The following is a 21048-nucleotide window of genomic DNA, read 5'->3' as shown; positions in this document are numbered from 1 at the left end:
ACACGCTGCTGCACTTGGCGATACGGGCCTGGATTCTGCCGCAGCCATGGACGGCGGTATGGCGCCAATTTGCCCCAGGCCGACTCTCGATCGGATGTGTGCGCGGCTTCTGCCGTGGCACCTGTTCGACCCCGCGGCTGGCTTTAATCGTCGCTTCGGACGATGCCTGAGCGTAGGCGCGTCCCTAAACTTTTCCCACAGGCTGGCGCGTCGCTGGCCGCGAGGAGATCCCTTTGTTCCAAGGCGAAAATATCGAAGTCCTGCCGCTGCAGGACGGGCTGGTGGAATTGCGCTTCGGCCGGCGCGGCGAAGCCATCAATAAGCTCGACGCGTGCACCGTCGACGAGTTCCGTCAGGCCACCGAACGCATCACAGCATCGCCCGAGGTGCGCGGCGTCCTCGTGACAAGCGCGAAGGACGTGTTCATCGTTGGTGCAGACATCACTGAGTTCGGCGCCACCTTCCAGCAGGCCGAAGCCGACATCGCGCGTGGCGTGCGCGCCAGCAACGAGCTGTTCAACGCCTTCGAGGACCTGAAGGTTCCGAGCGTGGTCGCCATCAACGGCTTCGCGCTCGGTGGCGGGCTGGAGCTGGCGATGCTCGCGCCGCTGCGCGTGATGGCCGACACGGCCCAGGTCGGTGTGCCCGAGGTGAAGCTCGGGCTGTTCCCGGGCTTCGGCGGCACGGTGCGGCTGTCGCGCCTGGCGGGCCTGGCCACGGCCATAGACTGGGTGGCGAGCGGCAAGCCGGCCAAGGCGCCAGCCGCGCTGGCGGCGGGTGTGGTCGACGAGATCGCAGCGCCTGATGCACTGCGCGAACGCGCGCTCGCACTGCTGCAGCGCGCGGTGCGCGGCGAGGTTGACTGGCAGGCCGCACAGCAGCGCAAGCGGGCGCCACTGGTGCTGTCGGCGCAGGAGGCCGGCGCGTTGGTCGAGACCGCGCGCACGCAGGTGGCGGCGCGCAGCGGCAAGCACCAGCCCGCGGCCGTCATCGCGCTCGAAATGATGGCGGAGGCGGCAGGTCGCGACCGCGCGGGCGCGCTCGACCTCGAGTCGGCCGCCTTCGGCCGCGTCGCGAAGACACAGGCCGCAGCCTCGCTGGTGCAGGCCTTTCTCAACGACCAGGCGCTCAAGAAACTCTACAAGCGCCACGCGCGCGAAGGCCGGCCGGTGAAACAGGCGGCCGTGCTCGGCGCCGGCATCATGGGCGGCGGCATCGCCTACACCAGTGCGCTGCGCGGCACGCCGGTGCGCATGAAGGACATCGCGCAGCCGCAGCTCGACCTGGGCATGGCCGAGGCCGGCAAGCAGCTCGCCAAGCAGGTGAAGAACGGCCGGCTCGCGCAGGCCAAGGCCGATGCCATCCGGGCGTCGATCGTGCCGCAGCTCGACGAGGCCGGCTTCGACGCAGTGGACTGCGTGGTCGAGGCCGTGGTCGAGAACATCGAGGTCAAGCGCAAGGTACTGGCCGCGCTGGAACGCAGCGTGAAGCCCGGCACCGTGATCGCCTCGAACACCTCGAGCCTGCGCATCGACGACATCGCCCAGCCGCTCGCGCGGCCCGAGGATTTCGTCGGCATGCACTTCTTCAACCCGGTGCCCGTGATGCAGCTTGTGGAAGTGATCCAGGGCGCGAAGACCAGCAACGCCGCCGTGTCCACCGCCGCGGGCTATGCGGTGGCCATGGGCAAAACGCCCATCGTGGTGAAGGATTGCCCGGGCTTTTTGGTCAACCGCATCCTCACGCCGTACATCAATGCCTTCGTGCAGCTGGTGGCCGACGGCGCCGACTTCGAGGCCGTCGACCGCGCGATGGAATCCTTCGGCTGGCCCATGGGCCCGGCCTACCTGCAGGACGTGGTGGGCATGGACGTGGGCGCGCACGTGGGCGACGTGATCGCGGCGGGCTACCCGCAGCGCATGCCGGCCGTCGAACGCAACGCCGTGAAGCTGATGGTGGCGAACAAGCGCTACGGCCAGAAGAACGGCGCCGGCTTCTACCGCTACGAAAACGATCCCGCGGGCCGCCCGCGCAAGGCCGCCGCGCCCGAGGCGCATGCGCTGGTCGCCACGCTGCAGCCGCAGGGCCGGCGCGACTTTGCCGATACGGAGATCGTCGAACGCATGATGCTGCCGATGGTCGTCGAAGCCGCGCATGCGCTTGAAGACGGCGTGGTCGCCACGCCGGCCGAGCTCGACATGGCGCTGCTGCTCGGCGTGGGCTTCCCGGCCTATGCGGGCGGCGCGCTCAAGTACGCCGACTGGCTGGGGCTGGATCGCGTGATTGCGCTGTGCGACAAGCATGCGGCGCTTGGCACGCCGTACAGGCCCACGGCGCGCATGCGCGAGATGGCGGCGCAGAAGCTGCGCTATTACCCAGTCTGAATCCAGGGCTCGAACGACAGGCGGTTTCTTTTTTTTTTCTTCCTCTCTATTCAAGGACAACAAGAGATGCAACTCAATTCCAGCATTGCCGCCATCGTCACAGGCGGCGCCTCGGGCCTCGGGGCCGCCACCGCGCGCCGCCTTGCAAGCCACGGCGTGAAGGTCTCGCTGTTCGACCTCAACGTGGAGCAGGGCGAGGCCCTTGCCACGGAACTGGGCGGCGTGTTCTGCAAGGTCGACGTGACCTCCGAGGAGCAGGTTGACGCGGCCTTTGCCACGGCGCGTGCCGCGCACGGCCAAGAGCGCGTACTGGTCAACTGCGCCGGCACCGGCAATGCGGTGAAGACCGCGAGCCGCGACAAGGCCTCGGGCGAGATCAAGCACTATCCGCTCGCCAACTTCGATCGCATCATCCAGATCAACCTTGTGGGCACCTTCCGCTGCATCGCCAAGTCGGCGGCCGGCATGCTCACGCTCGATGCGCTGGAAGACGGCGAGCGCGGCGCCATCGTCAACACCGCCTCGGTGGCGGCGCAGGACGGTCAGATGGGCCAGGCAGCCTACACTGCCTCGAAGGCCGGCGTGACCGGCATGACGCTGCCCATTGCACGCGACCTGATGAGCGAGGGAATCCGCGTGAACACGATCCTGCCGGGCATCTTCAACACCCCTCTGCTGCAGGGCGCGCCCGACAACGTGAAAGCGGCGCTTGCCGCCTCGGTGCCGTTCCCCAAACGCCTGGGCAACCCGGCCGAGTATGCGACGCTGGCCGAGCTGATGATCACCAACGGGTACTTCAACGGCGAGAGCGTGCGGCTGGACGGCGCGATCCGGATGGCGCCCCGCTGAGTCGCGAATGCCCGTGGCGCGCGCATGGTGCCCCCGCGTGCGCGCCCGTTTTCTTTCTTTTTCTCGACGCTTTTTCGGAGACAAGAAATGAGCCGAACTGACAATGTGGTGATACGGCGCCGGCGCTCAATGCTCGCGGGGGCGCTGGGCGCTGCGGGCCTGATGGCGCTCTCGGCGTGGCCTTCGGCGGCAATGGCCCAGAAGAAATACGACGCCGGCGCCAGTGACACGGAGATTCGCATCGGCAACACGATGCCGTACTCGGGTCCGGCCTCGGCCTACGGCACCATTGGCAAGACCATGGCGGGCTACTTCGACAAGGTCAACGCGGGCGGCGGCATCAACGGCCGCAAGATCAGGTTCATCTCGCTCGACGACGCCTACAGCCCACCCAAGACGGTAGAGCAGACGCGCCAGCTGGTGGAGCAGGAAGAGGTGCTGCTGATCGCCGGCGCGCTGGGCACGCCGACCAATGCGGCGGTGCAGAAGTACCTCAACATGAAGAAGATTCCGCAGCTCTTCGTCGACAGCGGCTCGTCGCGCTGGGCCGACCCCAAGAACTTTCCGTGGACCATGGGCATGCTGCCCACCTACACCACTGAGGGCGCGATCTACGCGCAACACATTCTCGAGACGAATCCGAACGCGCGCATCGCGGTGCTCTACCAGAACGACGACCTGGGCAAGGACTACCTGCGAGGCTTCATGGGCAAGCTGGGCGACAAGGCCGCGGCCCGGATCGCCGCGCAGGCGAGTTTCGAGGTGAGCGCCCCCACCATCGATAGTCAACTGGTCTCCCTGAAGGCCTCCGGCGCCGATACGCTGGTGTTGATCGCCACCCCCAAAGCCGCGGCGCAGGCGATTCGCCGATCGGCCGAGATGGGCTGGAAGCCTGTGCGCTACCTGAGCAGCACCGCGAACTCGGTCGACACCGTGCTGCAGCCTGCGGGGCTGGACAACGCCACGGGCGTGTACTCGGCGACCTACATCCGCGTCCCGTCCGACCCGATGTGGAAGGACAGCAAGGAAGTCGCTGACTACAAGGCATGGATCCGCAAGTACAACCCGGCAGCCAACCCCGACGAGTCTTACAACGTGACGGGCTACTACATCGCGCAGGTGCTCGAGCACACGCTGCGCCGCGCCGGTGACAACCTTACGCGCGAGAACGTGCTCAAGCAGGCGGCCAACCTCGATCTCACGCTGCCCATGCTGTACCCGGGCGTGCGCATCCGTACCACGCCGGACGACTACGTCGCCATCAAGCAGATGCAGCTGATCCGCTTCAACGGCGAGGGCTTCGAACCGATCGGACCGATACGCGGTCAGTAGGGTGAAAGCGGCCTCTGAAGCGCATGGGCCAGTCGTCGTCGCCTGATCGAATGCAAGGCGTCGGGCCATGTTGGTGCGGCACGCTGGCGCGCGTCGTCGAACGAGACGGAATCAGCGCGCCGTGCGCGGGCGCGGCGCTGACTTCGAGGCCGATTTCATCGCGGCGCGCGTGGCCGCCGAGGCCGGCTCGCGCAGCATGCCCTCGACGCTGTCGATGAAGTTCTCCTCGCTCGCCGGATGCTCCCAGAGCCGGTACCAGGTGCTGCGGTCGCCCGTCTGTTCGCGCGCCGAGACGGCCGTGAACAGGTAAAGCATCATGAGCCGCAGCCGCTGATTGAACAACTCGGTGGGAATGTCGGGCAGCAGTGCACGCAGGTGCGCGACGCAGCGCTTGAAGCCCGCGTCCTGTCCGTCCACGCCTTCGAGAAACATCGCGTGGTGACGCACCAGCAACGAGTTCATGAAGGGAATGTAGCCGGTGTCGTCGCCCTGGTCCGCTGTGCACCGCGGTCCCAGCGGGTCGGCCAGCAGCTTGACGATGTCGCGAAGCGTGGGGGGCGTCTCCAGCGCCTCCAGCGCATCGAGTTGCTGCAGGCGCCACGCGTCGATGCGCTGCGCGCCGTCGCTCACCAGCTCAAGCACGAGCGCCTCCTTGCTTCCGAAATGGTAGTGCAGCGACCCGCCGTTCTTCTGCTTGGCCGCTACCAGGATGTCACGGACCGAGACGTTGTCGATGCCCCGCGCTGCGAAGAGCTTCAGGGCGATCTGCTTGATGTGAGTGCGTGTGTCGGGGCCGCGCATGGTGTGTGGTGGTGTCGTCTGTCGCCTAGGTGGCAGCTGGGTCGCAGTCAGAGGCCCTCCTTCGTTGACCGGGCTGAGCTGCGAGGCTATATTACAGCAATTAGGTCACTGTTTTAATTCAACTGGAGACAACAATATGACCACGACTGCACTGCCGTCTCCGGCGCCGCTGCGCTACGCGAGCGCTCTCGACTTCGGCGGCAAGACCGTGTTGGTCGTCGGCGGCTCGAGCGGCATCGGCAATGGCATCGCCCAGGCCTTTCGCGCGCTGGGCGCGCAGGTGCATGTCTGGGGTACGCGCACAGCGGCCACCGACTATGCAAACGAGGAGGGAAGCGATCTCGCGGGCCTGCACTACGTGCAGCTCGATATGGCCGATCAGGCTGCCATCGATGCGTACGCGCCGGCCTTCGATCGGCTCGACATACTGGTGCTGGCGCAGGGCATCGTGGCCTACAAGCGCGGCGAGTTCGAGATGCCGGGCTTCGACCGTGTGATGCGCGTGAATCTCGGCAGCCTGATGGGGTGTGCGCTCAAGTTCCACCCGATGTTGCGCGCGGCCGGCGGCGCACTGATCACCGTGAGCTCGACCGCGGGCTTCCGCTCCACGCGCGGCAATCCCGCGTACGCTGCTTCCAAGGCTGGTGCGGTGGGGCTCACGCGCACGCTGGGCGAGGCATGGGCGGGCGAGGGCATCCGCGTCAACGGCATCGCGCCGGGGCTGGTCGATACCAAGCTTACGAAGGTCACGACCGACATCCCGGCTCGGCGCGATGCGATGCTCGCGCGCATTCCGGCCGGCCGCTTCGGGCTGCCGCAAGACATGGCCGGCGCGGCGCTGTTCCTCGCCTCGCCGCTGTCGGCCTACATGACTGGTCAGACCCTCATCGTCGATGGCGGGCTCACGCTCGCCTGAGACACAACACCACAGGAGAAACACACATGGCATGGGATTTCGAAACCGACCCCGACTTCCAGCACCAGCTGGACTGGATGAACGAGTTCGTGCGCATGCGCGTCGAGCCGTTGGCCGAGGTGCTGGGCAGCCCCTATGACGTCGCCAACCCGCGCAACGTACGGCTCGTGCGGCCGCTGCAGGCGGAGGTCAAGGCGCGCGGCCTTTGGGCTTGTCACCTGGGGCCGGAGTTGGGCGGGCAGGGTTTCGGTCAGGTCAAGCTCGGCTTGATGAACGAGATCCTGGGGCGCTCGATCTTCGCGCCCACGGTGTTTGGCACGCAGGCGCCCGACACCGGAAACGGCGAGATCCTCGCGCACTTCGGCACGCCTGCGCAGAAGAAGCGGTGGCTCGAGCCGCTGCTGGCCAACGAGATCGTCTCGTGCTTCGCGATGACCGAGCCGCAGGGGGGCGCCGATCCAATGGTCTTCACCACGCGCGGCGTGCGCGACGGCAAGGGCTGGGTGCTCAACGGCGAGAAGTGGTTCGCCTCCAACGCGCGCTATGCGAGCTTCTTCATCGTGATGGCCGTCACCGACCCCGAGGCGCCGCTGATCTCGCGTCAGTCGATGTTCATCGTGCCGGCTGACACGCCCGGCGTCGAGATCGTGCGCGACGCGGGCATCGCCTCGGAGAAGGTCGCTACGCACGCCTATCTGCGCTTCACCGACGTGCGCGTGCCAGCTGACCATGTGCTAGGAGGCGAGGGCCGGGCGTTCGTGGTCGCACAGACCCGGCTGGGCGGTGGCCGCATCCATCATGCGATGCGAACCATCGGCGAGGCCCGCATGATCTTCGAGATGGTCTGCGAGCGCGTCGTGTCGCGCCAGACCAAGGGCGAGCCGCTGGCCCACAAGCAGATGGTGCAGGAGAAGATCGCCGACTGCTGGATCGAGCTCGAGCAATTCCGCCTGCTGGTGCTGCGTACCGCGTGGCTGATCGACAAGTACAAGGATTACAAGCGCGTGCAGAAGGACATTGCCGCAGTCAAGGCGGCCATGCCCAAGCTGCTGCACGACATTGCGTCGCGCGCGTTGCATTTGCACGGCTCGATCGGCGTGTCCAGCGAGATGCCCTTCGTGACCAGCGTGATCAACTCGTTCTTCCTGGGTTTGGCCGACGGGCCGACCGAAGTACACAAGGTCACGGTGGCACGCCAGGTGCTGCGCGATGTCGCGCCTACGAGCGAGTTGTTCCCGCACTACCACCTGCCGCGCGCGCGCGAACGCGCGCTGGCACTGTACGGTGATGCGCTGGAAGACCTGCAAGGTGTGGTGTGAACCATAGCTGGGAAGCCCTGGTCGACGTGCAGCGCCTGGCGCAGTGGATGGACGCGCAGGGCCTGGGCGAGGGTGCGATCGTCGCGCCGACGGTGCTGGCCGGAGGCACGCAGAACCTGCTGTTGCGCTTCAGCCGGAGTGGCGATGACTACGTGCTGCGCCGCCCGCCGCTGCACCCGCGCGCCGACGGTAATGCGACCATGCGCCGCGAGATCCGTGTGCTCGGTGCACTGGCCGACAGCGAGGTGCCGCATCCACGGCTGATCGCGGGCTGCACCGACACCGAGGTGCTGGGCGCGGCCTTCTACCTGATGGAGCCGGTCGAGGGCTTCAATGCCTGTGCCGGCATGCCGGTGCTACACGCGCGCGACCCGGCGCTTCGCCATGCGATGGGCCTGGCCATTGCCGACGGTGCTGCTGCGTTGGGCCGGCTCGTGCCTTCGACCATCGGCCTGTCGGACCTGGGCCGGCTCGACGGCTTCCTTGAGCGACAGGTGCCGCGCTGGCGTGCCCAGCTCGAGGGTTATGCGGAATTCGAAGGCTGGCCCGGCGCTGCGTCGCTGGGCGATGTCGATGCTGTGGGCCGCTGGCTCGAAGCACACCGGCCCCAGGCCTTCGTGCCAGGGCTCATGCACGGCGACTATCACCTCGCGAACGTGATGTACCGCAACGATGGCCCGCAGCTCGCGGCCATCGTCGACTGGGAATTGGCAGTGCAGGGCGATCCATTGTTGGACCTGGGCTGGTTGCTCGCAACCTGGCCGGACACCGATGGCGAGGCAGTCGGACCCGACGTGCCCAGGCCATGGCAAGGCTTTCCGAAAGCCGAGGAACTGATCGCGCGCTACGCGCGGGGCTCGCAGCGCGACCTGTCGCAGGTGCATTGGTATGCGGTGCTGGCCTGCTACAAGCTCGCGATCCTGCTCGAAGGCAGCCACGCGCGGGCTTGGGCCGGAAAGGCGGACCGTGCCACCGGCGACCGCCTGCACGCGATGGCACGCAAGCTCTTTGAGCGAGCGGCGCTTTGGATCGAGGCGCGCACGTCGCGCTAAATGAAAAAAAAGATGGCGAACAAGCGGTCAAGCATCCGCAGCGATCCCGGTGGACGGCGGACTCATGGCGCGCAGTGCCTGAAGGTGCTGAAGCGGTCGAACCGGTGGCCGTGAATGCAATGCGCGCACCGACATCGTGACCCCGCAAACGGCCCACTTGGCCATTCATCGAACAAGAGACAACGAAAGCGAGAGCCGCATGGATTTCAGCCTATCTCCCGCGCAGTTGGAACTGCAACAGCGCACCCGTAGCTTCATCGCCGATGAAGTGATCCCGTTGGAGTTCGACCCGCGCCAGGGGTCGCACGGCCCGAGCGAGGAGCTGCGCGACGAGCTCGTCGCCCGCGCCCGCCGCCATGGCCTGCTCACTCCCCACGCATTGGTGGCGCACGGCGGCCTCGGGCTGTCGCACGTCGACAAGGCCATCGTGTTCGAAGAGGCGGGCTATTCGCCGCTCGGCCCCACCGCGCTCAACATTCACGCACCCGACGAAGGCAACGTGCACCTGATGGAGGTGGTCGCCACGCCCGGGCAAAAGGCGCGCTGGCTGCAGCCGCTGATTGACGGCCACGTGCGCTCCTGCTTCTGCATGACCGAGCCGCCGCCCGGCGCCGGCTCTGATCCGTCGATGATGCAGACCACGGCCGTGCGCGACGGCGACCACTATGTGATTACCGGGCGCAAGTGGTTCATCACAGGCGCCACCGGCGCGGGCTTCGCGATCATCATGGCGCGCATGGAAGATGGCTCGTCGACCATGTTCCTGGCCGACATGGATCAGCCCGAGATCGTGATCGAGCGCCAGATCGACGCGCTCGACAGCTGCTTCACCGGCGGCCACGGCGTAGTGCGCTTCGACGGCCTGCGGGTCCCGGCTGAGGACGTGCTGGGCACGATCGGCGAGGGTTTCCGCTATGCGCAGGTGCGGCTCGCGCCCGCGCGCCTCACGCACTGCATGCGCTGGCTCGGCGCCGCGCGCCGCGTGCACGAGCTCGCGAGCGACTACGCGCGCCGCCGCCAGGCCTTCGGCCACGCGCTCGTGGAGCACGAGGGCGTGGGCTTCATGCTGGCCGACAACGAGATGGACCTGCATGTCTCGCGCCTCGCGATCTGGCATTGCGCCTGGGTGCTCGACCAGGGCGGCAAGGGCCGGCACGAGTCGAGCGTGGCGAAGGTGCTGTGCTCGGAGGCCGAGTGGCGCGTGGTCGACCGCTCAGTGCAGATCCTCGGCGCGAACGGCGTCTCGGACGAGACGGTGGCGGCGCGCATCTTCCGCGACATGCGGGGCTTCCGGATCTACGACGGCCCGTCGGAAGTGCATCGTTGGAGCATGGCCAAGCGGATTGCCAGGCTCTAAGCGCACCCCCAAATCGCCGGCTCCGAGCCGGCGAATCAGTTTCAGGCTGCTGCGCGGTAGAGCGCGCGCAGCGCTTTCTTGTCCAGCTTGCCCAGCCCGGTCACGGGCAGGGAGGCGACAAAGTCCACGGTCTTGGGCGCATAGACCGCGCCCTTGTACTGCTTCACCAGCGCAATCAGCTCGGACGCTTCCACCTGCGCACCTGGCTTGCACACGACCACGGCCTTCACGGCTTCGCCCCATTTGGCGTCGGGCACGCCGATCACGGCCGCACCCGCCACGGCCGGATGCCGACTCAGCACGTCTTCGATCTCGCGTGGGAAAACGTTGAAGCCGCCGCTGATCACCATGTCCTTCGAGCGGTCGACGATATAGAGAAAGCCATCGGCATCGCGCCGCGCCAGGTCGCCGCTGTAGAGCCAGCCGTGGCGCCAGGCGGCGGCCGTCTCCTCGGGATTGTCCAGGTAGCCGCGCGTGACCAGCGGGCCGCGCAGGCAGATCTCGCCGACCTCGCCCTCAGGCACCTCCTGCCCCGCATCGTCGAGCAGCCGCAGTTGCACGGCCGAGGTGGGCGTGCCACAGGAGGCCAGGCGCTGCGGATGGTTCACGGGGTCGTGGTCGCGCTGGCGCAACACGGTGACGGCCATCGGCGCTTCCGACTGGCCGTAGAGCTGCATGAAGATTGGACCGAAGCGTTCCATGGCCTCGACCAGCCGGCTGGGTAGCATCGCAGCGGCGCCGTAGACGATCAGCGCCAGGCTGTCGAGCCGCGCCGTGGGCAGGCGAGGATGGTCGAGCAGCACGTAGATCATGGTCGGTACCAGGAAGGTCGCGGTGATGCGGTGGCGCTCGACCAGGTCGATGAAACGGTCGGCGTCGAAGCCGGCGGTCGTCACGAAGGTGCCCGAGCGCATCAGCACCGTGGGGATCACGGCGCCGGCTGCATGGGTGATGGGCGAGAGCGCGAGGAAGCGCAACTCGGCTGGCCAGTCCCACTCGGCCATCTGAGTGATCGACATCGTGACCTGCACCAGGTGGCTGTGCACCACACCCTTGGGTCGGCCGGTGGTGCCGCCGGTGTAGACCACCACGCAGTCGTCCTGGGGGCGAGCGCGCGGTTCCAGCGGACCGGGTTCGTAGGCGGCCAGCGCGGCCAGGATGTCCTCGCAGCCGTCGAGTGGTCCGAGCCCGAAGCACTGCGCGATACCCGGCGTGCGTTCGCACAGCCGCCGTGCGCGCTCACCGAAGGGCACCGGGTCGACGAACAGCGCCTTCACGCCCGCGTCGGCCAGAATGTAGGCATGGTCCTCCTCCGAGGACAAGGGGCTGATCCAGGTAATGCGCATGCCCATCAGGTGGCTGGCCGCAGTGACGATGAAGGCCTCGGGCCGGTTGGCCGACAACGTCGCGATCGAGTCACCCTGGCGGAGACCGCGCGCGTGCAGCGCCTGCACCAGTCGGCTGAGTATCCGGCCGAAGTCGCGGTAGCTGATCTGCCGGTCTTCATGGATGAAGGCAATGGCGTCGCCGCCGCGCTGGATGGCGGTGGCGAGCAGGTGGCCCATGCTGGGGCCGTCGCTCAAGGCGATATTTTGGAGGGTGTTGTTCATGGCTGGCATCGCTGGCGGTTCATCGGCGGCCCATGATTTCGCCGAAGCGCGTCCAGCGCGCACCGTCGTAGCGGGCGAGCTGCATCGATTCGATCATGGCGTAGTTGGTGGGGCTGGTGTTGACGCGGATGCCGGGCAGCAGCAGCGGAGGGCTTACGTCCTTCAGGCTGGCCGCTTGGCGCATGAGGTTCTCGCGCGTGAGGTCGTCGCCGGACTGCCTCAGGATCTGCGCCATCACGTGCGCCGACGACACGGCGACGCCCACCATCAAGTCGTTGGGGTCGCCTTCCGGGTAGTAGCGCTTCATGAAGTCGAGGTACCACTTCATGCCCTCGTCCTGCGCCCACTGCGTATCGGAGGTGTCCTTGAGCCACAGCACGGTCATGATGCCGCTGGCAGCGCTCGCACCGCTGGGCTTGAGCACTTGGCTGACCGAGGAGGAGATGGACACGAGGTACTGCACGGGCTGCCAACCGATATCGGCCGCCTTGCGGATCGCAAGCGCGGCGGCCTTGGGCGATGCCAGGTTCACGAACACGTTGGCGCCGGCCGCCTTGAGCGCCACGACTTGCGAATCGACCGTGGGGTCGGAGGTCTCGTAGGAAGCCTCGGCGACGATGACCTGGGCGGCTCGGGCGCCCAGGCCTTCCTTGAGGCCGTTGAGATAGTCCTTGCCGAAATCGTCGTTCTGATAGAGCACGCCGATCTTGGCATCCGGTTTGGTTTTGATGATGTGTTCGGCGTAGATCCGGCCCTCGGCGTGGTACGTTGGTAGCCAGGCCATGGTCCACGGGAAGTTCTTCGGGTCGTTCCACTTCGTGCCGCCGCTTGAGGCCAGCAACTGCGGCACCTTCTTCGCGTTGAGGTAACGGTGGATGGCCGTGTTGGTGGGTGTGCCGATGGTGCCGTAGATGGCCAGAACCTCGTCCTGTTCGACCAGGCGACGCGTCATCTCGACGGTCTTGGGCGGGCTGTAGGCGTCGTCCAGCGAGATCAGTTCGACTTTTCGGCCGTTGATCCCGCCCTGATCGTTGAGCATGCGGAAGTAGGCCAACTGCGCCTTGCCCAGCGTGCCGTACGACGACAGCGGGCCGCTGTAGGGAATTGACTGGCCGATGCGGACGGCGGTGTCGGTGACGCCGGGCCCGTACTTCTTCTGCGACCAGGCGGATGCGGTAGTGAGCGAGAGCGCGGCGGCGCAGATCGAAATGGCAAAGCGTTGTATCAAGGTTGTCTCCGGTTTTGTGAAGGCCCGGACATACGCCGGGTTGCTGCGCCGCATGCGAAGGTGCGCGGTGCAGGCGGCCATCGTGCACCTGAAGGCCGATTCTCAAAATCGTCCGTTCCGACGACGCTGGGTGCGCCCCTTGCGCCAACAATGGCCTTGCTGCTCACTTTCGAAACTGGAGAACCCCAATGCCCGAAGCCTATATCGTTGCCGTCGCCCGTACCGCCGGCGGCCGCCGCAACGGCCGTCTTGCCGGTTGGCATCCCGCCGACCTGGCTGCCCAGGTGCTCGATGCGCTGATTGCACGCACCGACGCCGATCCGGCGCTGATCGAAGACGTGATCATGGGTTGCGTCGGCCAAGCTGGCGAGCAGTCCAACAACATCGCACGCAACGCGGTCATGGCTTCACGCCTGCCCGAGTCGGTGCCCGCCACCTCGGTCGATCGCCAGTGCGGCTCGTCGCAGCAGGCGCTGCATTTCGCGGCCCAGGCCGTCATGTCGGGCACCATGGACATCGTGGTCGCGGCCGGCGTCGAAAGCATGAGTCGCGTGCCCATGGGCCTGCCCACCACGCTGCCGTTGAAGAACAACCTGGGCTTCTACGTGAGCCCGGGCATGGAAAAGCGCTACCCCGGCATCCAGTTCAGCCAGTTCACGGGCGCCGAGATGATCGCCCGCAACTACGGCATCGAGAAAGACGCGCTCGACCGCTACGCGCTCGAAAGCCACCACCGCGCCATTGCCGCCACCAAGGCTGGGCACTTCGCGCGTGAGATCGTGCCCGTGGCCGTGCGCATGGCCGATGGCACCGAGACCGGCGAGATGCACACTACCGATGAAGGCATCCGCTACGACGCCACGCTGGAGAGCATCGCCGGCGTCAAGCTGATCGCCGAAGGCGGGCGCTGCACCGCGGCCACCGCCAGCCAGATCTGCGACGGCGCCAGCGGCATGATGGTCGTGAACGAGCGCGGCCTGAAGACGCTGGGCGTGAAGCCGCTGGCCCGCATCCATCACATGAGCGTGCTGGGCCACGACCCCGTCATCATGCTCGAGGCTCCACTGCCCGCCACGCAGCGCGCGCTCCAGAAGGCCGGCATGAAGATCGACGACATCGATCTATACGAAGTCAACGAAGCCTTTGCGCCCGTGCCGCTGGCTTGGCTGAAGACGCTCGAAGCCGACCCGGCCCGCATCAACGTGAACGGCGGCGCCATCGCGCTGGGCCATCCGCTGGGCGCCTCGGGCACCAAGCTGATGACTACGCTGGTGAATGCGCTGGGCCAGCGCGGCAAGCGCTACGGCCTGCAGACGATGTGCGAAGGCGGCGGCCTCGCCAACGTGACGATCGTCGAACGGCTGTAGGCATACCCTCGGGCTTGCCCCACCTTGTGTGGCCTTCAAAGCCGGCTCCACGGTGTTTCAGGCAACAAGAACGCTGCAGTCGCCGATTGCAGCTCGACAAAAAAGAGATCGAAGCATGATTCATGACAACGATCGCGGAGACGAGAACATCCCCCTGTTGCGCATCGACGCCGTGTCGGTGCGCTTCGGCGGCATCGTGGCGCTCGACGGCGTCTCGTTCGACGTGCGGCGGGGCCAGATCTGCGGCCTCATCGGGCCGAACGGGGCGGGCAAGAGCACGCTGTTCAACTGTCTCTCGCGTCTGTACGAATGCAGCGCCGGCCGCATCGAGTTCGACGGCCATCCGCTCACGCGCCTGCCACGCCACCGCATGGCGGGCCTGGGCATTGGGCGCACCTTCCAGAACCTTGCGCTGTTTCGCACGATGACCGTGCGCGACAACGTGCTGGTCGGCTGCCACAGCAAGCACCACGCGGGCTTCCTGCGCAACGCCTTCCGGCTGCCCGGTGTGGCGGTCATCGAGTCGCAGGCGCGTGCGCGGGCCGACCAGCTGATCCATTTCCTCGACCTCGATGCCGTGGCCGAGCGCGAGGTGGCCGACCTGCCCTTCGGCACGCAGAAGCGCGTCGAGCTGGCGCGCGCGCTGGCGGCCGAGCCGCAATTGCTGCTGCTCGACGAGCCAGCCTGCGGCCTCAACCACGAAGAACTCGAAAGCCTGGGCACGCTGATCCGCGACATCCGAGACCGCCTGAACGTGACGGTGCTGCTGGTGGAACACCACATGAGCCTGGTGATGGGCGTGTCGGACAAGGTGGTGGCGCTGAACTTCGGCAAGAAGATTGCCGAGGGCACGCCGGCCGAGGTGCGCGCGCACCCCGAGGTGATCCGCGCCTACCTGGGCGAGGAAGCAGAAGCGGAGGCCATGGCATGACAACCAACATTATTGAAGTGCGCGGCCTGCACGCTGCCTACGGCCCCACGCGTGTGCTCCAGGGCATCGACCTCGACATTCCAACGGGCCAGGTCGTGGCGCTGCTGGGCGCCAACGGCGCCGGCAAGACCACCACGCTGCGCGCGCTGTGCCAGATGATGGTGAGCACCGAGGGCCGCATCGTGCTGGCCGGCCAGCGCATCGACGGCCGCTCGACCGAGCAGATCGCCAAGGCCGGCGTGGGCCATGTGCCCGACGGGCGCGGCACCTTCCTGAGCCTCACGACCGAGGAGAACCTGCGCCTGGGCGCCTACGCCCGCGCGAGTAGGGAAGGAATCGACGCCGACATGGCCCGCGTGTTCGACTACTTCCCGCGCCTGCGCGAGCGCCGCGCCCAGCAGGCGGGCACGTTGTCGGGCGGCGAACAGCAGATGCTGGCCATCAGCCGCGCGCTCATGGGCAAGCCGCGCCTGCTGCTGCTCGATGAGCCATCTTTCGGGCTCGCGCCGCTCATCGTGAAGGACATCTTCGCGATCATGCGGCGCATCAACAAGGAAGAGCGCGTGTCGATTCTCCTGGTGGAGCAGAACGCCAAGCTCGCGCTCGAGCTGGCCGACTCGGCCTACCTCCTGGAGACCGGCCGCATCGTGCTCTCGGGCACCGCCGCCGAGATTCGCCGCAACGACGCGGTCCGCAAAGCCTACTTGGGCGAATAGAGGTCCCACACCCATGGACGCATTCCTGCACCAAATGCTGGCGGGCCTGGCCACCGGCGGCATCTACGCCAGCGTTGCGCTGGCTCTGGTGATGATCTACCAGGCCACGCACCACATCAACTTCGCCCAGGGCGAGATGGCGATGTTCTCGACCTTCATCGCCTGGAGCCTCATGCAGGCCGGCCTGTCGTACTGGGTCGCGTTCGCCTCGACCGTTGTGCTGTCCTTCGTGCTCGCGGCCGTGGTGGAGTTCACCGTGATCCGGCCCATGCACGACAAGCCCGCGCTGTCTGTGGTGGTGGTGTTCATCGGCCTGCTGGTGATCTTCCACAGCCTGGCGGGCTGGCTCTTCGGCTACACCATCAAGCAGTTCCCGAGCCCGTTCCCGTCGGACGCCTGGTTCGGCAGCGCCATGATGTCGGCGCACGAAATGGGTGCCATCGGCATCACGCTGCTGGTGGTGCTGCTGCTGTTCGGCTTCTTCCGCTTCACGCCGCTGGGCCTGGCGATGCGCGCTGCCGCGCAGAACGCGGCCTCGTCGCGGCTGGTGGGCATCAACGTAGGGCGCATGCTGATGCTGGGCTGGGGCTTGGCCGGCGCCATCGGCGCGGTGGCCGGGATGATGGTCGCGCCCGTGGTCTTTCTCGACCCGCACATGATGACCGGCGTGCTGCTCTACGCCTTTGCGGGCGCGCTCATCGGCGGCATCGACAGCCCCGTGGGTGCGGTGCTCGGCGGCTTCATCGTCGGCGTGCTCGAAAACCTCATCGGCACCTACGTGGTGGGCACCGAACTCAAGCTGTCGGTGGCGCTGGTGCTGATCGTCGGCGTGCTCATCGTCAAGCCCTCTGGCCTCATGGGCCGCAAACTCGTCACCCGGGTCTGATCGCATGAACGCTCCTCACGCCTCCTCCTTGCCGACCGCCATGGCACCTCTCGCCGGGTCAGCCGACACACGAAGCGCCAAGGCCTGGCGCTCCCCGCTGATGTGGGTCGGCCTGCTGATCCTGCTGGCCATCGGCATCACCTTCGCGGCGCGCGGCTACCAGCTGTTCCAGGCGACCATGGTGATCTCGTATGCGATCGCGCTGCTGGGCCTGAACATCCTCACGGGCTACAACGGGCAGATCTCGCTGGGCCACGGCGCCTTCTATGCCATTGGCGCCTACACCACTGGCATTCTCATGGAGCACGCGGGCGCGCCGTACTGGCTCACGGTGCCGGCGGCGGCCGTGGTGTGCCTGATCGTGGGCTACCTGTTCGGGCGGCCTGCGCTCAAGCTGGAAGGGCTGTACCTCGCGCTGGCCACCTTCGCGCTTGGCGTGGCGATGCCGCAGCTGCTCAAGTACAAGCACCTCGAAGCCTGGACCGGCGGCGTGCAGGGCATCGTGCTCATGAAGCCCGCCGCGCCTTTCGGCCTGCCGCTCAACGAAGACCAGTGGCTCTACCTGTTCTCGTTGTTCGTCGCGGTCGTGATGTTCTTCATTGCCCACAACCTGCTGCAAAGCGGCAGCGGCCGGGCCATGCGCGCCATCCGCGACCACGCCATGGCCTCGGAGGCGATGGGCGTGGACAACAGCCACTACAAGGCCATGACCTTCGGCGTCTCGGCCGCGTACACCGGCGTGGGCGGCGCGCTGTCGGCCATCGCCGTGCAGTTCGTGGCGCCCGATTCGTTCACGCTGTTCCTCTCGATCTCGCTGCTGGTGGGCATCGTGGTGGGCGGCGTGGGCACGCTGTACGGCGCGATCTTCGGCGCAATCTTCATCATGTTCGTGCCCTCGCTGGCCGAGAAGGTCTCCAAGGCCGCGCCGTGGGCGGTGTACGGCGTGGTGCTGATCGCCTTCATGTTCGCGATGCCCGGCGGCGTGGTCGGGTTGCTTCGCAAACTTCAGACACGCTTTGGCGGCGTGCGCTGAAGTGGTGCTGGCGGGAGCGCGCGATGCTGCCCTCGTGACAAGGCTCCGTGCGGCAACTGAGTTGGACGCCTATGCCTTGATCTGTCCGCGTGCTACAGCACGGCGGATCTCCATCCGGCCAGCCGCAACTGAACACGAAGTGAGTCCATTCATCTATCCCCTTTTTGGAGCCCTCCGCCATGATCCAGCCTGACGACCAGGCCCCCCTTCTGTATGAGCGCGATGGCGACGTCGCCATGCTCAGCTTCAACATTCCCAAGCGCCTCAATCCGCTCACCCAGTCGCTGCAGCAGGCCCTGCGCGAGCGGCTCGCGCAACTGCGCGACGAAGGCGAAGTGCGCGCCGTGGTGCTGACCGGCGTCGGCAATTCCTTCTGCGTGGGCGCCGACCTCAGCAGCATGGACGCCAGCGCGCCCGGCAGCCTGGGCCAGCGCACGGCGGACGCGATGGAGTCGATTTCCAATCGCCTCATCGAGGATCTGCGCAGCATGCCCTTCCTGGTGGTGAGCGCCATCAACGGCCCCGCTGCGGGTGCGGGCGTGGGGGTGGCGCTGGCGGCAGACGTGGTGCTGGCTGCGCGCTCTGCGTACTTTTACCTGCCCTTCATGCCGCGCCTGGGCGTCGTGCCTGACCTCGGAACCACCTGGTTTCTTGAGCGCCTTGTGGGCCGGTCGCGTGCGGTCGGCCTGTCGCTGCTCGGCGATCGCCTGTCCGGCGAGCAGGCCGCGCAATGGGGCCTCGTGTGGGCGTGTGTGGACGATGCTGAACTGCGTGCCCAGGCCGTAGCGGTCGCGCAGCGGCTCGCGCGTCTGCCCGCGTACGCGGCGCGCGAGATCCGGTCGGTGTACGAGTCGGCCGCCAGCCAATCGCTGCTCGGGCAGTTGCATCACGAGGCGGAGCGCCAACGCGAGCTGATCGATCGCCCCGAATTCGCCGAAGGCGTCAAGGCCTTCCTGGAAAAACGTGAGCCCGTGTTCCGCTGACATGAGCAAACTCGCATCTACCTCTGCGCGGCCGTCGGGTATCGAGTTCGATTCAGATTGCCTTCAGCTCCACCTGCAGCGGGCGCTGCCCGGCCTCGACGGGCCGATGCGCCTGGCGCGCATCGGCGGCGGACAGTCGAACCCGACCTTCTTCGTCGACTTCGACAACCGCGCACTCGTGCTGCGCAAGCAGCCACCCGGCGAGCTGCTGCCCTCGGCCCACGCCGTGGACCGCGAGTACCGCGTGCTGCGCGCACTGGCCGGCACCGATGTGCCCGTGCCGCGCACCGTGCTGTACTGCGACGACCGCGCCGTGGTGGGCACACCCTTCTACGTGATGGAAAAGCTCGAAGGCCGTGTCATGCCGAACTACGCGCTACCCGGCGTCGCGCCCGCCGAGCGCCGCGCCTACTACTTCGCGATGGCCGAGACCCTGGCGCGCCTGCATGCCGTGGACCCGGCGGCCGTCGGCCTGGGCGACTACGGCAGTCCTGGCAACTTCTTCCGGCGCCAGATCGCGCGCTGGATCCGGCAGTGGGAGGCGTCGCGCACCCGCGAAGACGCGAACATCGACCGCCTCATCGCGTGGCTGCCCGCGAACATTCCGCCGAGCGACCAGACCACCATTGCGCACGGTGACTTCCGTTTCGGCAATCTGATGTTCCACCCCACCGAGCCGCGCGTGATCGCCGTGCTCGACTGGGAGCTGTCAACACAGGGCCACCCGCTCGCTGACGTGGCCTACAACTGCATGGCCTGGCACACCGGTGCCGACGAGTTCGAGGGCATGCAGGGCATAGACCTCGCGGCCGAAGGCATCCCGACACAGGCCGAGTACGTGGCCCACTACCAGCAGGCCGGCGGCTGCGCCGAGCCGGTGACGAACTTCCACTTGGCGTTTTCGCTGTTCCGCTTCGCCGTGATCCTCGAAGGCATCGCGGCTCGCGCCAATAGCGGCAGCGCGGCGGCGAAAGATGCGGTGAAAGTCGGCGCGCAGGGCGCGGGGTTCGCGCGACGAGCGGCGGCGCTGATCGCCTAAGGTGCGTCATCAACGCCTCAACAACCAGTGGCGTTTCTAGCCTAGTCGGCTTGTGCCGCCCGCTGTACGGGTGCAAGTGGCTACTGATTCGATATCAAAACGAGAGACAAGAGCATGCTGCTGACCCTCGACCAGGAAGCCATTCGCGATGCCGTGCGCGCCTTCGCGCAGCAGGAACTCGCGCCCCATGCCGCGCGCTGGGACAAGGAACACCACTTTCCGATAGAGGCGCACCAGGGCCTAGCCGCGTTGGGCGCCTACGGCATCTGCGTGCCCGAGGAAGACGGCGGTGCGGGGTTGGACTACCTCACGCTCGCGTTGGTGCTGGAAGAAATCGCGGCCGGCGACGGCGGCACCAGCACCGCGATCAGCGTCACCAACTGCCCGGTCAACGCGATCCTCATGCGCTACGGCAATGCGCAGCAAAAGAAGAAGTGGCTGCAGCCACTGGCGCAGGGGCAGATGCTCGGCGCCTTCTGCCTGACCGAGCCGCAGGCCGGCAGCGATGCCTCGTCGCTGCGCACCACGGCGCGCAAGGACGCGGACGGCTGGGTGATCGACGGCGTCAAGCAGTTCATCACCAGCGGCAAGAACGGCCAGGTCGCGATCGTGATCGCCGTCACCGACAAGGGCGCGGGCAAGCGCGGCATGAGCGCCTTCGTCGTGCCCACCGACGCGCCGGGCTACACGGTCGCGCGGCTGGAGGACAAGCTGGGCCAGCATTCGAGCGACACCGCGCAGATCAATTTCGATGCCTGCCGCATCCCGGCCGAGAACCTGATCGGCCAGGAGGGCGAGGGCTACAAGATCGCGCTCGGCGCGCTGGAAGGCGGCCGCATCGGCATCGCCGCGCAGAGCGTGGGCATGGCGCGCAGCGCCTTCGAGGTGGCGCTGGCCTACGCCAAGGAACGCCAGGCCTTCGGCGGCGCGATCTTCGAGCAGCAGGCCGTGGGCTTCCGGCTCGCGGAATGCGCGACCCAGCTCGAAGCCGCGCGCCAGTTGATCTGGCATGCGGCGAGCCTGCGCGACGCGGGCCGGCCCTGCCTCAAGGAGGCGGCGATGGCCAAGCTCTTCGCGAGCGAGATGGCAGAGAAGGTGTGCAGCGCGGCGATCCAGACGCTCGGAGGCTACGGCTATGTCAACGACTTCCCGCTGGAACGCATCTACCGCGACGTGCGCGTGTGCCAGATCTACGAAGGCACGTCGGACATCCAGAAGCTCCTGATCAAGCGCGCGCTGGCCTGA

General features: G+C 67.0%; 18 protein-coding genes. 15 read left to right on the top strand and 3 right to left on the bottom strand.

Annotated elements, in window-relative coordinates; genetic code table 11:
• Positions 1 to 233: 233 nt before the first annotated feature.
• From fadB to ACSQ9I_RS38380, 3 genes are all read left to right on the top strand, one after another.
• Positions 234 to 2384, top strand: a complete 2151-nt coding sequence (fadB, locus tag ACSQ9I_RS38390) for a fatty acid oxidation complex subunit alpha FadB (protein WP_436317147.1) — start codon at positions 234 to 236, stop codon at positions 2382 to 2384.
• A gap of 66 nt (positions 2385 to 2450) precedes the next feature.
• A complete protein-coding gene (locus tag ACSQ9I_RS38385; protein ID WP_436317146.1) occupies positions 2451 to 3233 on the top strand; it encodes an SDR family NAD(P)-dependent oxidoreductase in 783 nt (260 codons plus the stop codon).
• Positions 3234 to 3320: 87 nt separating this feature from the next.
• Positions 3321 to 4565 carry an ABC transporter substrate-binding protein gene (locus ACSQ9I_RS38380; RefSeq protein ID WP_436317145.1) on the top strand — a complete coding sequence of 415 codons (1245 nt, stop codon included), beginning with the start codon at positions 3321 to 3323 and terminating at the stop codon, positions 4563 to 4565.
• Positions 4566 to 4676: 111 nt separating this feature from the next.
• On the opposite strand, the gene ACSQ9I_RS38375 is transcribed toward ACSQ9I_RS38380, so the two are convergent.
• Positions 4677 to 5366 (bottom strand): TetR/AcrR family transcriptional regulator, encoded by a 690-nt coding sequence (locus tag ACSQ9I_RS38375; RefSeq protein WP_436317144.1) that lies wholly within the window; start codon positions 5364 to 5366, stop codon positions 4677 to 4679.
• Positions 5367 to 5502: 136 nt separating this feature from the next.
• On the opposite strand from ACSQ9I_RS38375, the gene ACSQ9I_RS38370 reads away from it, so the two are divergent.
• The 4 genes from ACSQ9I_RS38370 (at position 5503) to ACSQ9I_RS38355 (ending at position 10010) form a co-directional block, all read left to right on the top strand.
• Positions 5503 to 6282, top strand: coding sequence for an SDR family NAD(P)-dependent oxidoreductase (locus tag ACSQ9I_RS38370; RefSeq protein ID WP_436317143.1), 780 nt, complete (start codon positions 5503 to 5505; stop codon positions 6280 to 6282).
• 26 nt (positions 6283 to 6308) lie between these two features.
• Positions 6309 to 7601: an acyl-CoA dehydrogenase family protein gene (locus ACSQ9I_RS38365; protein ID WP_436317142.1), complete on the top strand. Its 1293-nt coding sequence runs from the start codon at positions 6309 to 6311 to the stop codon at positions 7599 to 7601.
• Positions 7598 to 8653 (top strand): phosphotransferase family protein, encoded by a 1056-nt coding sequence (locus ACSQ9I_RS38360; protein WP_436317141.1) that lies wholly within the window; start codon positions 7598 to 7600, stop codon positions 8651 to 8653. The genes ACSQ9I_RS38365 and ACSQ9I_RS38360 overlap by 4 nt, the downstream gene beginning before the upstream one ends.
• 199 nt (positions 8654 to 8852) lie before the next feature.
• Entirely contained in the window at positions 8853 to 10010 is a 1158-nt protein-coding gene (locus tag ACSQ9I_RS38355) for an acyl-CoA dehydrogenase family protein (RefSeq protein ID WP_436317140.1), read from the top strand.
• Positions 10011 to 10051: 41 nt separating this feature from the next.
• Here the strand turns inward: ACSQ9I_RS38355 and ACSQ9I_RS38350 are convergent, their stop codons facing one another.
• Together ACSQ9I_RS38350 and ACSQ9I_RS38345 are read right to left on the bottom strand one after the other, a co-directional pair.
• Positions 10052 to 11620 (bottom strand): AMP-binding protein, encoded by a 1569-nt coding sequence (locus ACSQ9I_RS38350; RefSeq protein WP_436317139.1) that lies wholly within the window; start codon positions 11618 to 11620, stop codon positions 10052 to 10054.
• A gap of 19 nt (positions 11621 to 11639) precedes the next feature.
• Positions 11640 to 12848, bottom strand: a complete 1209-nt coding sequence (locus ACSQ9I_RS38345; protein WP_436317138.1) for an ABC transporter substrate-binding protein — start codon at positions 12846 to 12848, stop codon at positions 11640 to 11642.
• A 188-nt stretch (positions 12849 to 13036) separates the two neighbouring features.
• On the opposite strand from ACSQ9I_RS38345, the gene ACSQ9I_RS38340 reads away from it, so the two are divergent.
• The 8 genes from ACSQ9I_RS38340 (at position 13037) to ACSQ9I_RS38305 (ending at position 21048) form a co-directional block, all read left to right on the top strand.
• Entirely contained in the window at positions 13037 to 14215 is a 1179-nt protein-coding gene (locus tag ACSQ9I_RS38340) for an acetyl-CoA C-acetyltransferase (protein WP_436317137.1), read from the top strand.
• A gap of 115 nt (positions 14216 to 14330) precedes the next feature.
• Positions 14331 to 15146 carry an ABC transporter ATP-binding protein gene (locus ACSQ9I_RS38335; RefSeq protein WP_436317136.1) on the top strand — a complete coding sequence of 272 codons (816 nt, stop codon included), beginning with the start codon at positions 14331 to 14333 and terminating at the stop codon, positions 15144 to 15146.
• Complete coding sequence (locus ACSQ9I_RS38330; RefSeq protein ID WP_436317135.1) at positions 15143 to 15862, top strand: ABC transporter ATP-binding protein; 720 nt, start codon at positions 15143 to 15145, stop codon at positions 15860 to 15862. The genes ACSQ9I_RS38335 and ACSQ9I_RS38330 overlap by 4 nt, the downstream gene beginning before the upstream one ends.
• 13 nt (positions 15863 to 15875) lie before the next feature.
• Entirely contained in the window at positions 15876 to 16748 is an 873-nt protein-coding gene (locus ACSQ9I_RS38325) for a branched-chain amino acid ABC transporter permease (RefSeq protein WP_436317134.1), read from the top strand.
• 40 nt (positions 16749 to 16788) lie between these two features.
• Positions 16789 to 17781: a branched-chain amino acid ABC transporter permease gene (locus ACSQ9I_RS38320; RefSeq protein WP_436317133.1), complete on the top strand. Its 993-nt coding sequence runs from the start codon at positions 16789 to 16791 to the stop codon at positions 17779 to 17781.
• 179 nt (positions 17782 to 17960) lie between these two features.
• The gene (locus ACSQ9I_RS38315) at positions 17961 to 18764 is read left to right on the top strand and encodes an enoyl-CoA hydratase-related protein (RefSeq protein WP_436317132.1); all 804 of its coding nucleotides are present in this window, start codon (positions 17961 to 17963) and stop codon (positions 18762 to 18764) included.
• A gap of 1 nt (position 18765) precedes the next feature.
• Positions 18766 to 19803: a phosphotransferase family protein gene (locus tag ACSQ9I_RS38310; protein ID WP_436317131.1), complete on the top strand. Its 1038-nt coding sequence runs from the start codon at positions 18766 to 18768 to the stop codon at positions 19801 to 19803.
• A gap of 114 nt (positions 19804 to 19917) precedes the next feature.
• Positions 19918 to 21048, top strand: a complete 1131-nt coding sequence (locus ACSQ9I_RS38305; protein WP_436317130.1) for an acyl-CoA dehydrogenase family protein — start codon at positions 19918 to 19920, stop codon at positions 21046 to 21048.

Origin of the sequence: Variovorax sp. LjRoot84, from assembly GCF_964254305.1 — a bacterium.
Lineage (GTDB): Bacteria > Pseudomonadota > Gammaproteobacteria > Burkholderiales > Burkholderiaceae_C > Variovorax.
The sequence above is the reverse complement of the archived record's forward strand: the minus strand, read 5'-3'. Positions and strand labels throughout refer to the sequence as shown.